This window comes from Spirillospora sp. NPDC048819 (assembly GCF_040650055.1).
Taxonomy (GTDB): domain Bacteria; phylum Actinomycetota; class Actinomycetes; order Streptosporangiales; family Streptosporangiaceae; genus Spirillospora.
On the sequence record NZ_JBEZGN010000075.1, the window covers coordinates 1 to 15,013 of the forward strand.

A 15,013-nucleotide genomic window follows, 5' to 3' on the forward strand; every position below is an offset into this window, starting at 1 on the left:
CCGGCCCGGAACTCCGGATCGAACGAGCGTCTCTCGGTATCCAACGACCCAACCTTCTCCCAGGTTCGGTCTCCACGATCTCAGGGGAAGCGCAACTCCGACGAACACCGCTCGCAACCCGAACCACGCACCGAGAAAGTGGGCCGACCCGCCCTCGAACCTGGCGCGATGGAAGTGAGCGTGCTGCTCGAAGTTGGCGTGGGCGAAGTTGGCGCCGCCAACGAAGCGGGTGCCGCTGAAGCTAGCGACATTGACCGTGATGCCTGCGCCCGAGAACTCAAGCAGTGTTGCTTCCGAGAGATTGAGGTTGAGGCTTGGCCAGAAGTCGGGGCCCTCCGGCGTCGAGCTCCGAGGCCATTCAGTCGGGTTGTCTCTGGCGTGCAGGTGCTTGGTGAGGATCCCCTGTGCGGTGAGCCGGACCACGCGCTCCTGCTCCCATTGCCCAACACTGGATTCGTCCTCGGTTCGTGCAGAACCCCTTGCTTCTGGCGGAATCGCCTCCAGTTCATCCGCCGAACGGGTGGCTGGCCGTTCGGGGGCGAACGGCATGCGTAGGTAGGCACAGATGACGTTGACGATGGTCTGCCGCTGGGTGGGATTGTCCTGGGCGAGGCGCTCCAGGGCGTACAAGCCCGCCAATCGTACGGGTGCCTTGTCGCTGGCGAGCTGGTCAGCGGCTCTAGAGTAGAGCTCGGTGACGCGGCGTTCGGCGGCGTCGTGTTCGCTCGCCAAGGCGACACGTTCCGCGTGACTGTGCGTGGTGTCGGCGACCTGCTCGCGGTGAAGTTGGTCTCGTTCGCTGAGCCATTGGCGGCGCATCGCAAGCAGGAGGGCCACCGCGCCCCCGGTGCCAGCGCCCACGCTTAGCCCGGTCTTGATCGCGTTCATGCGCGCGGTCGCCTCAGCTGCACCGCTCAGCCCGTGAGTTTGGGCGAGCATCCACCAGGTGGAGACCCAGATGGCCAGACCGACGGCGGCGACTCCGAACAGCACCCACCACCGAGATATCGGGCGCAGTGGTCTGCGGGGGGCCGTCATGACGCGCCCTGAGCGAGGTTGAGCCGGGATTCCAGGTCGAGGCGGACTTCGCCGTACGGGCGCACATGGGTCCAGGACAGGGGGGTGAGGCCGCGGCGGTCGGCAGGGGTCAGCCGATTAGCCCATTCGGGTTCGGCCAGGACGTCCTGGAGCATCAGGGTGTTGACGTACACCAGGGAGGTTTGCAGGATCCGCAGGCAGAGCGCGCTCATCTCGACTTCCTCGCGCCGGTTGGTGGAGATCTCGCCGCCCTTGCCGTAGTGCACCACCACCGAGCCACGTTCGACGTGCCAGTACACCAGGATGCCGCGCCCGCCGTAGCGCGAGTGCCACTCGGTGAACAGGTTCTGGTCCCAGGCCCGAAAGTGCGTGGAGTCCGACGCCACCGCGGTCGACCCGGGGCCCCACAGCCCGTGGTCGCGGGCGGCGAAGGTGGCGTTGGCGATCTCCACGGCGATCTGCCGGGCCGTCTCGGTGGTCAGGTAGCGGCGCCGCACATACCGGATCTCCTCCTCGGCGTGGCCATGGTCGCCGCCAGCGACCGACCGGATGCCGGTGTTGGTGCCGTAGGCGTAGATGGCTAGCATCAGCCGTTCGGCCAGTACCTCGGGATGCAGGTGCCCGCCACCGGTCACCGCGGTGACGCGCTGCAGGCAGCCGGTTCGAAGCACGGCCTCCTTGAGCATGTCTATCAGCGGCACCACTTGCCAGCGGCGGCCCAACTCGGCCTTGACCCGGCGCAGGTTGCGCGGCTCGGGCGAGGCCTCCGGCGCGGTGAACTTAATCGCCCCGGCCTTGCGCTCGGCGATCTCCACCCACTCCAGCTCGCCCACGACCTCGTCAAGGGCGGCCAGCTCGCCCGTCATCTCCGCGCGCAGCTCGTTGATGAACACGCTCGGATCCGGCGGTTTGTGCAGCTCGCCGTAGTGCTCGACACGGTGGGACTCGAAATCGGCGGGCAGATCGGCATCGGGGTTGCGCCACCGGTCGGCGCCCACCACCCACACCTCCTTGCAGCGCAGCTGCTCACGCAGCGCCTGCAAGGTGGCGACCTCGTACACCATCCGCACCACCCGGCGGCGGCCGCGGGTGTCGTCGCGGTACACCAGGTCCGCCCACTGCCCGTCGGTGCCGCGATGCGCCGGGGCGCGCTCACCGAGCGGGTAGTAGGTGGTGTTGCCCGCCTTGGCGTACCGCTTCATCAGCTCCAGCGCCTCGATCACCGGCCGGTGCGCGGAGTTGTTGGAGCGGAACTCCAGTACCTCTAGCAGCTCGATCAGCCCCTTGCGGTAGTGACCTGTGTAGGAGGCCTTCAACGTGGTCTGCACTGTGCGCCGATACACCGGCCCCTTGGTCCGGTACTCGTGCACCAGCTCCCGCAGCGTCTGCTCCCCGCCGGTCACCGCGGGGAACACCATGTCGCGGACCTGTTCGTACGGGGCGGCCAGCGACGCCTCGGCGATGTGGAACAGGATGTTCTCCTTGCCAGTCACCCGCTTGAACGCATTGATCAGCTCCTTGGTGACCTTCTGCTCTGCCCGGGCGCCGATCCGGTTCACCGTGGCGATCAGCAGATCCACCAGCGCGTCGGTAACTTCGCGCTCCCGCTCCACCAGCAGCGCCGCCAGCAGCGTCACCGTCGCCGGCTGCGAGCTGCGCGCACGGCGCCGCAGGTGCGACGGCGACTCCACCGCCGCCCGCGCCCGCCAGGACGCCAGCACCTTGGGAGCCACATCCGCGAACAGGCCCTCGGGCAGTCCGATCGCCCGGATCGCGGTCAGCTTGTCGATCTCCCGCAGCATCGACTCCAAGCTGATGTTGCCAGGCATCGCCTTGATCAGTGCCAGCACCGACTCGCCGTCAGGGTCTTCCTCGCCCTCCGTCGGCGGCTCGTCCTCCTGATTGCCCGGCACATCGTCGTCGGGGCTGAAGTCGACCAATCCCAGGACCCGGCCGTGCACCGGCTCCTCCAGCCGCGCCGCGATCACCGCAAACCAGTTCTCCTCCGCGATGTGCAGCGCCGACCGCACCATCCGCGTGACCCGGTCCGGCGTCGGCGGCTCGATCCGCTCCTCGCGGCAGTGCCGCAGCAACTCCTCCCGCACCCGGTCCGGATGGCGCTCCGCGTGCGCCACCTCGGCCGCCAGCCACTGCGTCAGCTTCTCGGCGTCGACCACCCCGCACACCCGAAACCCCAGTTGATCACGGATTTGAGCGCGGTGATACTCGATCGTCCGCCCGGTCCAGTCGTACAGCCCCAGCTCCGAGGCCGACACCTTGACCTGCCGAGCGCCGTGGTCCACGACCTCGTCAGCGAACTCCGCGGCCCGCCCCCGCGGGAACCGGCCATGCCGCGTGTAGAACTTCAGCAGCAGCGCGAACCCCAACCTCGTCGGACCGCGCTTGCCCGCCACCAGCTCCAGCTCGTCCTCCAGCACCGTCCAGTGCTCGACGAGCTCATCCATCCCGACCGGTTGCCGACCCATGGGGGCAAATCATCGCGGAACCCCCAGCCCAGGCGCGCCCAATCACACCAAAGGCGTCTCGTTTGCGGCGGGTGACACGGGCGTTAACGGGACCCGAACAGGGACAGAAGACGTGCGTTCAGACGGCGATCGGTAGGGCAACCCGAAGTTGATCGCGCCAGTCCTCAACATCGGGGTCACCGGCGTATTCATTGAGTTGCTCGTTGAATGAACGCACGAGCGCTACCGATCTGGCTGAGCGCTGGTTGATGGACAATGGCAGCGCCTGCCGAGTCGTGGTCAGCGCAGCATCCAGCTCACCGAGTCCCAGCAGAGCTTGACCGCGGTGGATCATGTTGAACTGCCGGGATCGCACGAAGGTGCTGTCGAAATCATCCAGTGCCGTCTGCGCATGGTCGGCGGCGCGCTGATGTCGGCCGATCATTCTCCACACGCATCCGGCCTCGGCCATCAGCTCGGCATGAGTGAGGTCGTGCGCCCATCGAGGATCGTCGTCATCGGAAGTGACGGCCGCGAAGGCGTCTTCAGCGGCTCCCAGAAGTCTTTCCACGCGAGCGATCGCGTTGTGGTCGGGTGTTTCCGCCAGCTCGACCTCGACTGCAGATGCTCGGGCCTCGCGTAGCAGCAGCACTGCGCGGACGCGAGGACTGGCGACGTCTTGACCGGCCAGTTGAGCAGCTCGCGCCAACCGGATGGCGAGTTCCGGTTGTTGGAGGTCGATGGCTTGCTGGCTCGCGGTGGCCAGCACCCACGCCGATGTCAATGGGTTATCTGCCGCCTTGGCCAGTGCCAGAGCCTGACCGTAGTGGGACTGGGCGAGGCCGTGCTCCGCCAGGTCGTAGGCGGACCATCCTGCCAGCGCGGTCATGGCGGCGGCGGCCGACATGAGCTGACTGCCCACTTCGTCGGTGTACCGGCCGTTGAGTAATGGTGCCGCTTCGGTGTCCAGGAAGTGCACGATGGCCGGACGGGTCAGCTTGCCGCCGTACCTGTGGTCCATGTCGACGAATGCGTCGATCGCATCGTGCATGCGGTGAACGTCCTCGATGCCGACGGCGCGACCGGAGGTCCCGGTGTGCCCACGGCTGTTCGGGCCGGGATCCAAGGTGATCGATGCAACCCATTCCCGCAGCGCGGCGGGTACGAACGGGAGGCTGGAGAGGAGAGCGCGACGCGAGGGATCCACGTCCCACCTCCACAGTTCGCTGGCTACCTCCACGGTATCCGCAAGTACGGAGTGGGAGACCCGCGCCCTCAGCCATGGGACAGAAAGATCATCATGAACCGCGTCGAGGTGTTCCACTGCCGGCCGAGTGACGTCGGCGGGTTCAGTCCTCTCCTCAGCAGGCGCGCTGTGAGCAAACCAGGATCTGACCCGTTCGAGGGGAACCTCGAACGCCTCAGCGACGCGGACCATCTGCGGTAGATGGGGGGTGACCTTCCCATGCTCCCACCGCTGCCATGTTGACTCAGCCACGCCGACCCGTTCAGCGGCTACTGCCTGTATCCAGCCTCGATCATTCCGTGCGGCGATGAGTTCATGCCTGAGATGCGTCGGCTCGGCCATTGCCGCCTCGTTGTGAAGGAAGTGAACGAACGGGTTGATGGGCGCCTGACAGGGGCGTCCTCATTGTCCGTCATCCACCTATGGTTCGCACGTCTTTGCCTGCTATTGCTCGACGAATGCGGTGTAAATGCGGTGCAGTCGCTGGCCTCTGTCCGGCTTGGCCAAGAATGCCTGCTTGATGCGGCCCCGATGCTCTCCACAACCAGGCGGAAGCGGATCAGGCTGGTCATCCAACACCCAATCCTCCAGCCACAGGAGAGCTGATCTCATGGTGTCTGAGCCTGGCTCGGCCATCCCGCAGCAGGACCTGCTGGCGGACGCCTTGCGCTCTCTACGCACTCAGTTGACGAGCCTCACCTCAGAACCCGACGGCGCTCGAAGCCGCGCCTTCCTCTCCCCCTCGGCCGACCAGCAGAACATCACCCCACTCCGCCCCTATTGCGTGCCGAACGGCATGTTCGCTGACATAGTGCTGGCCCTGCTGGACGGAAGCATCGAGACGCTGGAGCTCCACGCTCTTCGCCCGACTCCCTTTCTCGGTGCACCTCCTCGCTGTGCCCACGACCACCAGACCTGGCCATGCCGGACACGGGTGCTGCTGAGAAAAGCACTGGCTGGAGTGGTGGACCGGGACGCCTGCGCGGGGGAAGCCTCATGAGGCCGCACCATGAGGACCTGCCGATGAGGCAGCCGCCGATCGCCCCTGCCGGCATCGGCACCAGCACGCCGAGCATGGCGCCTCTGGCAGGGCGTGTACGCAGGACGGTCATCGACACACCTGCGTACACGCCCGCTCCACCGTCAATGCTCGTCGCACGGCGACGCAGCGTACGGTCTCATTCCCGATTCCCTGGACTTTGCCTGTTCCGAGGTTTTTTTATGCCCCCTGCGAATATGTCAACATCCGCGGCCACTGAAGCCACAAAGGTGGAGTTGAAGCGCGACTTTTCGGGGTGGAGATTCTTGTACTCCGACCGGGGCCGGTGGGGGGCGCTGCGTGGGCCGCTGCCCGCGGATCGCATCAACGAGGTGGACACCTTGGTCTCCAGCGCCGCTGCGGGCCTTCGTGCTGAACTCGCCCGGACCTGCGGGAGTGTGCGGTGACCGGCCAGGAGCTGACCCCGGGCGGCGCGCTGGATTTCACTCAGGCCAGCCCTGCGCGGACCTACAACGCGCTGCTGAAGGGCCGGACGGCGTACGCGGCGGACCGAGAGGCCGCTGCCAAGGTGATCGCGATGGCGCCCGACGCCGGGCAGGTCGCGCGGGAGAACTTCCAGTTCGCCGGCCGTGCCGCCGGGTGGGCCGTGGCCGAGTTCGGGATCGAGCAGGCCGCCGATATCGGGGTTGGTGTCCTGGACGCCGACATCGAGCTGCCCAGTGTGGAGGACTGTGTCCGCCGGGTTGACCCCGATGTCCGGGTGGTGGCGTTCGACAACGACCCGGTGGTCCTGGCCCACGCTCGCAGCGGCCGCGGCTACGGGCGCGTTCTGTACGGCGACGTCACCGACCTGGACACCGTCTTCGGTAACCCAGAGCTGGGTGAGGCCCTGGATCTGTCTGCCCCGATGGTCGTGGTGCTGGCGGCAGTACTTCACTTCGTCGCCGATCCCGCCGCGGTGATGGCCGAACTTGGGCGGCGGCTGGCGCCCGGCAGTGTGGTGGTGCTGTCCCACGCGACCACCACGGCCACCGAGACGCGCCGCGTCGACGGCATGACCAAGGCTTACGACAACGCCACCAGCCAGATCCGGTTTCGGTCCGAAGAGGAGATTGTGGGGCTGGGCGACGGCTGGGACCTGATCGATCCTCCTGGGTTGTGCGACGTGGGCGAATGGGGGGTGCCTGAGCCACACGACGGCCAGGTGGGGGAGCACGTCCGGGTCGTCGGCCTGGTCGCCGTCCGCCCCGGCCGCCACGACCGGGGACCGCAGCGATGACGGCCCGCGCCGCCCAGCAACAACCGAGAACCGGTGACCAGACCGGGACGGGCTTCGGAGAACCGGGCACTACCGTCCCGGGATGGTCGAGGGTGTGGAACCATCTCGCCGGCGGCAAGGACGCGTACCAGGCCGACCGGGAGTTCGCCGCGGACCTGGAACGACAGATCCCCGGTGTTGCCCGGATCGCTCAGACCCGTCTGCGGGCACGCCGTCAGATAGTTGAGCGCCTGGCCGGCTCCGCACGGATCGAGCAGTTCCTGGTCATCGGCGTGGAGCCTCCGCTGACAATGCCGCTGCGGGACGAGGTCCACACCATCGCGCGGCGGATCAACCCGGCGGCCAGGACCGTCTACGTCACCGGCGACCCTGTCGCGTCGGTCCATGTCCAGGCGCTGATGTGCATTGACCGGAGCTGCGGGTGCATTGAGGCCCCCTTCGGTGATCCGGTCGCGGCGCTGTCGGGCGCCTCGAAACTTCTGGATCTGTCTCGTCCGGTCGGTGTCGTGATGACCGGTGCGCTGGAGCTGCTCGACGACCGCGACGCCGAGGCATGGCTGCACCTGGTCAGCACTCTGCCGCCCGCGGGCAGCAGGCTGGGCATCTCGCATCTGACCGGCACCCGCGACCTGGCGGTGACCCTCGCAGAGATCTGCGGCGTGCACCAGGCGCCCCCACCTCATTTGCGGGAGCCGTCAGACGTCGACGCCCTGCTACGCAAGGAGCCGCGTGAAGAACTACGGGCCTTCACCGAGCCTTTCCATGCTGTGGGCCCTGTTGCTGCCGCGGGTGACGGCGTGGGCGGACTGGCCGTGTGGTGCGGCACTGCCAGGATCGGTGGTGGTTCGCATGACCGGTGACCGCGATGCCGCGTCCGGCTGGGACCCGTATCTTCCGGATAGTCCGGGTTTCGACTGGGCAGCGGCCAAACGCGACCTTTCCGGTTTCGACGTCACCGCGCCGTCGATGGTCCGTGTCTGGAATTTCTGGGGTCGCGGCAAGGATCACTATCCGGTCGACCAGTGTTTCGGTGAGTACGTCGAGGATCTGTACCCGCGGATCGTGGATGTGGCGTATTACCGGATCGCATTCCGGGCCCGCGCGGTGCGGGTCATGGTCGGTGAGTGCGGGATCGGGCAGTTGCTGGTCGCCGGGGTCGATCTGCCGTTGCGGGATGAGGTCCACGACATCGCGCGTGGCGTCGATCCGCTGGCGCGCGTGGCGTACGCCGATTCGGACCCGGTGGTCATGGCGCACGCCAAGGCGTTGCTGGACTCCCCTTGGGCGGACGGTTGCGCGTACGTCGATGCCGGGCTGGCCGACCCCGCTGGGCTGATGAGAGAGGCCGCGAACGTCCTGGACCTGGCCGAGCCGGTCGGGGTGCTGCTGATCAACAGCCTGGACGGTCTGGATGACGCTGCGGCCGCGCACGCTATCGGCGTGCTGGGCGGTGCGTTGCCACACGGGAGCTGCCTTGCGATCTGCCACTTGACCGGCCGGACCGGTCAAGGGCTGGCCGCCTTGGGCGCTGTTGGGGCCGGGCGGATTCCTGGGCTGCCGCACGCGCGCACCCCTGCCGGTGTGCGGGCGCTCTTCGCCGGGCTGGAGCTGGTCGAGCCAGGCGTGGCGCCGGCCTCGCAGTGGCGCCCCGAGCCCTCCCCGTGGCCGTCCGGTCCAGTCGATCTGTGGTGCGGCGTCGGACGGGTCTCCCGTCCGCGGCCGGAGCGGGGGCGGCGGTGAACCTGACGATGACCGCAGACACGGAGGTGCCGAGCGCGGGTCGGGCACCCCGGTCCCTGACGACGTTCGGAGCGACGCGATGACTCTCGACTCCTCCATGGTCTTCCGACCCGGCGAGCAGGCGCTCGTGGAGCCACCCGAGCAAGCACGCGAACACGCACGCGAGCTGGCCGGCCGCCTGGCGAAGCGTGGGCTGCGTGCGTCGGATGCGCCGGACATCGGGACGCCCGCCGGTGTGATGACGGTCGCGGCGCAGCGGGTGGACGTCCACCCGTACGTGGGCCGGTTGGTGGTGCTGCTGCCGAGCCCCCGCGACACCGAGGCCCTGTACTGGCATTGGCAGCGGCCCTACTCAGGGCGCCGGTGGATCGGAGCGCGCTGGTTCCAGGCGTTCTGTCCGGCCACCGAGCCCAACCAGGCTGCGGACGCCATCGTCGGGGCGATCAAGGCGGACATGCGTGCCCGGTCCCGTTCGGCGCACATACCGGCCGCGCAGACGGGAGGCGACGCCGAGTTCGAGCGGGAGTTCCTCATCCGTGCGGGCCGCCCACTGCATCTGCTGGTCTACCGCACTCTCGCGTTGCTGGACTCTGTGGAGAAGGAGGTGGAGGACACCGTCCTGCTGCACGAGCTGTTCAAGGTCGACCATCTGACGACGCGGACGCTGCGGGGACTGGAACGGTTGGCGGTGCTAGGCGGCACAACGGCACGGAAGGTGAACGCGCCGCTGAAGCTCGCGACGGTGATGCGCCAGGCGGTCGCCCAGATCGAGCACTACCGACGGGTGCGGGTCCAGGTACCGCCCCCGCAGGTGGTGGCGGACCTGCCGGGATACGCCGGGCCGGAGATCACGTTGCTGCTGGCCGAGCTGGTGGAGAACGCCACCAAGTTCTCCCCGTCCGACACCCAAGTGCAGATGGCCGCGGTCCCGGCACCGACAGGGGTGACGATCGAGATCACCGACCAGGGACCGCTGCCCATGTCGGCCGACACCTATACGGCGCTGAACCGACTGCTGGCCGACCCAGGCACCGTCAGCCTCCGCGAGCAGATAGTCGCGGGGCCGATCGGACTGCTGGTGGCATCTCGGCTTGCACAACGCCACGGCGTGCAGGTCACGCTGCACCCTGCCGAACCGGAAGGCACACGCGCCACGGTCACCCTCCCCGCCTCCCTGCTCATGGCGTCCCGATCACAGGCACCCCGGCCACAGGCATCACCAGCACAGACGCGGCAGAGCGCGTTCCCCGGCGCGGAACTCTCCCACCGTGCTACCCCGCCACTTCGTCCTTCGCCCGCGTCACCATCCTTCACACCTCCAGCACTGACGGCTCATCCGGCCAGCGCCGAGCCGCCCCCGCGCTCGGGTGTTGACCAGGGACGGCCTGCTCTTCCCCAGCGCCGCCGGGCGAGCAGTGTGGACGGCGGAGAACCCGCTGCCGCACGTGACGCCGAGCGCGGACGACCGGCGGGCCCGGAGCAACAACGCGAACACGGACACGAGCGACAGAAGAGCTCGATGCGAAGTCCGGTCGCCGGTCTGCTGGCCGACTTTGCCAGCGCAACCCATCCCCATACCCAGGCTGAGAACCCGGTCGGCCAAGGCCACTCAGGCTCGTCTCGGTCTGCCGCCCAGCCGATCAGCCCGCCAGTAGACCCGTCTGCCGAGCAGTCGGTGGACTAATCCGCCCTTCCACCACTCATCTGGCCGACCGGCCGCTTCCGTTCCCATATCGACTTGTTCCACCAGGAGAATCTTGATGACGATCCGCCCGACCTCAGCCGCAATGCCTGCGCCCGGTCCGCCGGTAAACGGGACGAGCGAGCTGGGATGGCTGCTGGAGGACTTCCTGGCCCAGGTGCCCGGGACCCAAGGGGCGTTCCTGGTGGCCCGGGACGGACTGGTGCTAACGGCCGCGCGCCTGACCAGAGACGAGGCCGACAGCGCCGCCGCCGTCGCCTCGGCGCTCTACTCCGCCGGTGGCGCCGCCGGATCGATAACGTCCCCGCCCGCCGGCGACGTCCAGCAGATCATCGTCCAGCACGCCACCCGATACACGATCTTGATGAGCACCCCCGACCAGCATCCCGATCTTGCGGCGGGCGCAACGCCGACGTCCGGGCCTGCGGTGGTCGGGTGCGTGCTGGGCGTGCTGGCCGGACCCGACGCGCACACCGGCCTGGTCGGAGACCGGATGGCCGCGTTGATCGTCAGTGTCGCCAAGCATCTGGTCACCGCGACCCGCACCGGCAATTCCCGAGAAGACGCCCGCGGCGCAGACACCTTCACCACCGACGTGCCGGTGGAGGGTGCGGGCTCCAGGGACGAGGGGACCGGCGATGAGCGGTGAATACCGCGCGGGACCGTGGGTCGATCAGGACGTGCAGCAGGTCCGGCCCTACGTCGTAGCGGGCGGCCGCTCCTGCCCCCGGTATGCAATGGGGCTGGACACGGTGCTCACCACCAGAAGCACCGATCCTGCCGCCGATACTGCACGGATAGGGGTCTTGGCGCCCGAGACCGCGCACGCCCTCGGGCTGTGCCGCGCGGGCGACCGCTCAGTCGCCGAGATCGCCGCCACCATCGACCAGCCCATCCTGGTCACCAAGACCATCCTGTCGGACCTGATCGACGCCGGCGCGCTGGCCATCGCGCCGCCTACCGCGCAACCCGATCCCGACACCGGGCGCCCGAGCCCGCACCTCCTGCAGGCACTGCTGGAAGGGCTGGAAGCTCATGACTTCGCCGTCGCCTGACCGGCCGCTGCAGTTGGACCGTGCAGCGCAGCGATTTGCGTTGAAGATCCTCATCGCCGGTGGGTTCGGCGCCGGGAAGACGACCATGGTCGGCGCGATCAGCGAGATTCAGCCGCTGACCACCGAGGAACGGCTCACCGACCGGAGCATCGGCGTTGACGACACTGCGGGCATCGAGCACAAGAGCACCACCACGGTGTCATTGGACTTCGGCCGCCGCACCTTCACCCGGCCGCTGCCGATGACACTGTTCCTGTTCGGTACCCCGGGCCAGGACCGGTTCGCCTTCATGTGGGACGAGTTGGCCTTCGGCGCAGTCGGCGGCGTGGTACTGGCCGACACGCGCCGCCTCGCCGATGCCTTCACCGCACTGGACTTCTTCGAACAGCGTCGCGTGCCGTTCGTCGTGGCGGTCAACGAGTTCGACGGCGCGGCCCACCACTACGCCGCCGACGAGATCCGCGAAGCCCTTGACCTGCCCGCCGATGTGCCCGTGGCCGCTTGCGACGCCCGCGACTCCCGCTCGGTCATCACCGTGCTGATCACCTTGGTCCGCCACGCCTTGGCCACCCGGACCTGACCTCCGCACCCTCAGGAGCCCAGCCGTGCCCTTCGATACCCCCACCGACACCGGTCTTGATCCCGAGCTCCAGCAGCGGATCCAGCTGCTGATCGACCTGGGCCTCGGCGAGGCCGACGAGCAGTTCGACGCCTTCGCCGCCGACCTGGCCAACGCGTTCGCCGCCCAGTTGGGCGACGATGCCGAGACCCCTTACGCCATGGTCAACCTGGTCACGAGCGAACAGCAGTTCATCGGGCTGCACTGCCCCGAAGGCAAACCCCCGGTCGGGCGAACAATGTCCCGAGACCACGGCTACTGCCCCGAGGTCGTCGACCGCCGCAACGCCCTGGTGTTGCCCGACGTGTACGCCCACCCCCGCTTCGCCGGCAACGCCGTGGTCGACCTGATCGGGATCCGCACCTACGCCGGTGCCCCGCTCATCCACCCCACCGGCACCCTGCTGGGGACCGTCTGCATCGTCGGCACCACCGGGCTTCCCCTGTCCACCGGGGAGCCCTCCCGCGAACTCATCAAGGACCACGCCGCCCGGCTGGTGGACCTCATCGACCAGATCACCGGGCACGGCACCGGCCACCACGCAGCCCGCCGCACCGCTCCGGCCCACGGCTAACGGCTGCCGACGGGGTGTTGACGTCTGCCGGACCGACTCCGGCAGCAAGCTCTACGACGGAAAGGGGACGTCCGTGTTGTTCGAGACCGATGACCACCAGCGACTCCGCCAGCAAGTGCGTGACTTCGCCACCAGCCAGGTCGCGCCCCTCGTGGCCCGCATGGAATCCTCCGCCACCGTCGACACCATCCTGCCTGTCCGCATCGCCGAGCAAGGGTGGATCGGGGCGACCATCCCCCGCGAATACGGCGGCATGGCCGCCGGCCACCTCACCAAGACGATCATCATCGAGGAGCTGTCGCGGGTGTCGGGCGCGGCGGGCGCCATCGCGCAGGCGTCCCAGCTCGGCGTCGCCAAGATCCTGCACTTCGGGACCGAGCAGCAAAAACAGCAGTGGCTGCCGCCGATCGCCGCCGGGACCTGCCTGCCCACCATCGCGGTGACCGAGGAGGGCTCGGGCGGGCATGTGGTGGGGATGCAGGCCACCGCCCGCCGCGACGGCGACCACTACATCCTCAACGGCCGCAAACAGTACGTCGGCAACAGCCACATCGGCCACGTCCACGGTGTCATCGTCCGCACCGGCACCCCCGACACCCGGCCCTCCAAAAGCCTGTCGGCGTTCCTGGTCGAAGCCGACAGGCCCGGCGTCCGGCTCATCGAGCACCAACCCGCGATGGGACTGCGCGGATTCTCCTTCGGCGACATCGAGTTCAACGAGGTCGCCGTCCCGGCCACCAACATGATCGGCGCTGAGGGCGACGGCCTGCACATCGCCTACTCCTCCAGCGTCCTGTACGGGCGTCCCAACCTGACCGCGGTCTCGCTCGGCATCCACCAGGCCGTCCTGGACCTGACCATCGCCTTTATCCAACAACGCCGCCGCTACGGCGCCCCCCTGGCCGACCTGCCCACCATCCAGCACAAGATCGGTGTCATCCAGCACCGGCTCATGGGTGCGCGGCACAGCGCCTACCGCGCCGCGCACCTGCTGGACCGGGGTGAACCGTGCGACAGCGAACTGATGAGCGCCAAATACGGCAACGTCGAGGCGGCGATGGACTCCGCCCGCACCGCCATGGAGATCCACGCCGCCGCTGGGCTGCGCACTGACCGTCCACTAGAGCGGTACTACCGCGACGCCGCCTGCATCTACGCCCCCGCCGGAACCGGAGACATCCAACTCCTTCGCCTGGCCCAACACGCCCTGGGAACCAACCGCCGCCAATGGTCCCAACGCTTCGCCCAACTGACCGCCCTAGCCCCGTCGACTCCACCCACAGCCACCAAGGACCACGCCGCATAGCCCCCCGCCATTAAGCCGCCGTGCGGCCCGCAGGACCGCCACCAGACCCCGCCGGTCCCTGGGGGCTGCGCGACACCACCCATCACCCACCCTTGAACCCACGGGATCCCATGACCACATCTGACCTGCTCACCCCCGCCGAGGTCGCCGCACTCTTCAGGGTCGACCCCAAAACCGTCACCCGCTGGGCCAAGGACGCCCGGTTGACCTCAGTCCGCACCTTGGGCGGCCACCGCCGCTATCGCGCCGCCGAGGTCTACGCGCTCCTGGACAGCGAACGGTGGTCGGGACGGCACGCTCCGGTGACGACACTGGTCAACGACCACTACGACGGCGACCCCGCCCGCGCGCTCAGGGACCTGGCCTGCCGATACGGCATCTCCATCACCATCCTGGACCGCGCCTGGTTCACCCAGACCACAGGACGCGACCTCACCGACGCCGAGTGGGAACTCATCGCCACAGAACTCGCCACATCCAGCAACGCCCTCCACGACGCATGCGCCGGACAGTTGTCCACCTACGCCAACGCCGCGCTGAGCGCAGCAGGCATTGCAGCCGGACCGACAACCGGGCCCAATCCGTCCGCCCCGTGCCCGATACCGCCGCCTGGCAAGACACCCGCGGGCCACGCCGGTGGCGCCAAAGGCGACGCCACACAGCCGGCACCCGCCCTCGCCCGCACCGATCGATGACCAGCCCTCGTGCGGCCGGTCACCCCCGGACCAACCGGCCGCACGAGGCCTGACCGTTCTGGAAACCCTCTAATGACCAGACCAGAACACCACGCCCCCTTACCCGCCACTCACCGGCCCCGGCCATAGACCTATCGCTGTCAGCAGCCCATAACAAACTCGCGCTGCGCGCCGACCTCGCAACCCGCACCTGGGCCCGCAGGGCTGATGCGTTCTCGGATGGCGAGATGATCGGCGGGTGACCTGCGGCGCTCGCGAGCGTGGGCGTGGGGTGGGGCGAGAAGACCGTAACGA

At 68.3% G+C, this 15,013-nt stretch carries 12 protein-coding genes and 2 pseudogenes; 10 read left to right on the plus strand and 4 right to left on the minus strand.

What is annotated here, in order from left to right; genetic code table 11:
• From AB0C35_RS45220 to AB0C35_RS45235, 4 genes and pseudogenes are all read right to left on the minus strand, one after another.
• Positions 1-993: pentapeptide repeat-containing protein (locus AB0C35_RS45220; protein WP_358470608.1), on the minus strand; the 993-nt coding region annotated here is incomplete at its 3' end.
• A 41-nt stretch (positions 994-1,034) separates the two neighbouring features.
• Entirely contained in the window at positions 1,035-3,524 is a 2,490-nt protein-coding gene (locus AB0C35_RS45225; protein ID WP_358470611.1) for a Tn3 family transposase, read from the minus strand.
• A gap of 118 nt (positions 3,525-3,642) precedes the next feature.
• Positions 3,643-4,710, minus strand: coding sequence for a hypothetical protein (locus tag AB0C35_RS45230; RefSeq protein ID WP_358470638.1), 1,068 nt, complete (start codon positions 4,708-4,710; stop codon positions 3,643-3,645).
• A 195-nt stretch (positions 4,711-4,905) separates the two neighbouring features.
• A pseudogene (locus AB0C35_RS45235) lies at positions 4,906-5,091 on the minus strand (helix-turn-helix transcriptional regulator); the annotation flags it as partial.
• Positions 5,092-6,191: 1,100 nt separating this feature from the next.
• Between AB0C35_RS45235 and AB0C35_RS45240 the strand changes: the two are divergent.
• From AB0C35_RS45240 to AB0C35_RS45285, 10 genes and pseudogenes are all read left to right on the plus strand, one after another.
• Positions 6,192-7,028 carry an SAM-dependent methyltransferase gene (locus tag AB0C35_RS45240; protein WP_358470613.1) on the plus strand — a complete coding sequence of 279 codons (837 nt, stop codon included), beginning with the start codon at positions 6,192-6,194 and terminating at the stop codon, positions 7,026-7,028.
• Positions 7,025-7,888 carry an SAM-dependent methyltransferase gene (locus tag AB0C35_RS45245; protein WP_358470616.1) on the plus strand — a complete coding sequence of 288 codons (864 nt, stop codon included), beginning with the start codon at positions 7,025-7,027 and terminating at the stop codon, positions 7,886-7,888. The genes AB0C35_RS45240 and AB0C35_RS45245 overlap by 4 nt, the downstream gene beginning before the upstream one ends.
• Entirely contained in the window at positions 7,878-8,768 is an 891-nt protein-coding gene (locus AB0C35_RS45250; RefSeq protein WP_358470619.1) for an SAM-dependent methyltransferase, read from the plus strand. Before AB0C35_RS45245 ends, AB0C35_RS45250 begins: the two co-directional genes overlap by 11 nt.
• A 79-nt stretch (positions 8,769-8,847) precedes the next feature.
• Positions 8,848-10,452 carry an ATP-binding protein gene (locus AB0C35_RS45255; RefSeq protein WP_358470622.1) on the plus strand — a complete coding sequence of 535 codons (1,605 nt, stop codon included), beginning with the start codon at positions 8,848-8,850 and terminating at the stop codon, positions 10,450-10,452.
• Between the two features lie 76 nt (positions 10,453-10,528).
• A complete protein-coding gene (locus tag AB0C35_RS45260) occupies positions 10,529-11,119 on the plus strand; it encodes a roadblock/LC7 domain-containing protein (protein ID WP_358470625.1) in 591 nt (196 codons plus the stop codon).
• Entirely contained in the window at positions 11,109-11,525 is a 417-nt protein-coding gene (locus tag AB0C35_RS45265) for a DUF742 domain-containing protein (protein ID WP_358470627.1), read from the plus strand. Before AB0C35_RS45260 ends, AB0C35_RS45265 begins: the two co-directional genes overlap by 11 nt.
• Positions 11,506-12,105, plus strand: coding sequence for an ATP/GTP-binding protein (locus tag AB0C35_RS45270; RefSeq protein ID WP_358470630.1), 600 nt, complete (start codon positions 11,506-11,508; stop codon positions 12,103-12,105). Before AB0C35_RS45265 ends, AB0C35_RS45270 begins: the two co-directional genes overlap by 20 nt.
• A gap of 25 nt (positions 12,106-12,130) precedes the next feature.
• A complete protein-coding gene (locus AB0C35_RS45275) occupies positions 12,131-12,718 on the plus strand; it encodes a GAF domain-containing protein (protein WP_358470633.1) in 588 nt (195 codons plus the stop codon).
• Positions 12,719-12,791: 73 nt separating this feature from the next.
• Positions 12,792-14,024 carry an acyl-CoA dehydrogenase family protein gene (locus AB0C35_RS45280; protein ID WP_358470635.1) on the plus strand — a complete coding sequence of 411 codons (1,233 nt, stop codon included), beginning with the start codon at positions 12,792-12,794 and terminating at the stop codon, positions 14,022-14,024.
• A gap of 110 nt (positions 14,025-14,134) precedes the next feature.
• Positions 14,135-14,293, plus strand: a pseudogene (locus tag AB0C35_RS45285) (BldC family transcriptional regulator); the annotation flags it as partial.
• Between the last annotated feature and the right edge of the window lie 720 nt (positions 14,294-15,013).

What these genes read in the sequence shown, in the direction of transcription:
- AB0C35_RS45270 (WP_358470630.1), top strand. Translation starts at nt 11,506, where the DNA reads ATGACTTCGCCGTCGCCTGACCGGCCGCTGCAGTTGGACCGTGCAGCG.
- AB0C35_RS45245 (WP_358470616.1), top strand. Translation starts at nt 7,025, where the DNA reads ATGACGGCCCGCGCCGCCCAGCAACAACCGAGAACCGGTGACCAGACC.
- AB0C35_RS45255 (WP_358470622.1), top strand. Translation starts at nt 8,848, where the DNA reads ATGACTCTCGACTCCTCCATGGTCTTCCGACCCGGCGAGCAGGCGCTC.
- AB0C35_RS45260 (WP_358470625.1), top strand. Translation starts at nt 10,529, where the DNA reads ATGACGATCCGCCCGACCTCAGCCGCAATGCCTGCGCCCGGTCCGCCG.
- AB0C35_RS45225 (WP_358470611.1), bottom strand. Translation starts at nt 3,524, where the DNA reads ATGGGTCGGCAACCGGTCGGGATGGATGAGCTCGTCGAGCACTGGACG.
- AB0C35_RS45250 (WP_358470619.1), top strand. Translation starts at nt 7,878, where the DNA reads ATGACCGGTGACCGCGATGCCGCGTCCGGCTGGGACCCGTATCTTCCG.
- AB0C35_RS45265 (WP_358470627.1), top strand. Translation starts at nt 11,109, where the DNA reads ATGAGCGGTGAATACCGCGCGGGACCGTGGGTCGATCAGGACGTGCAG.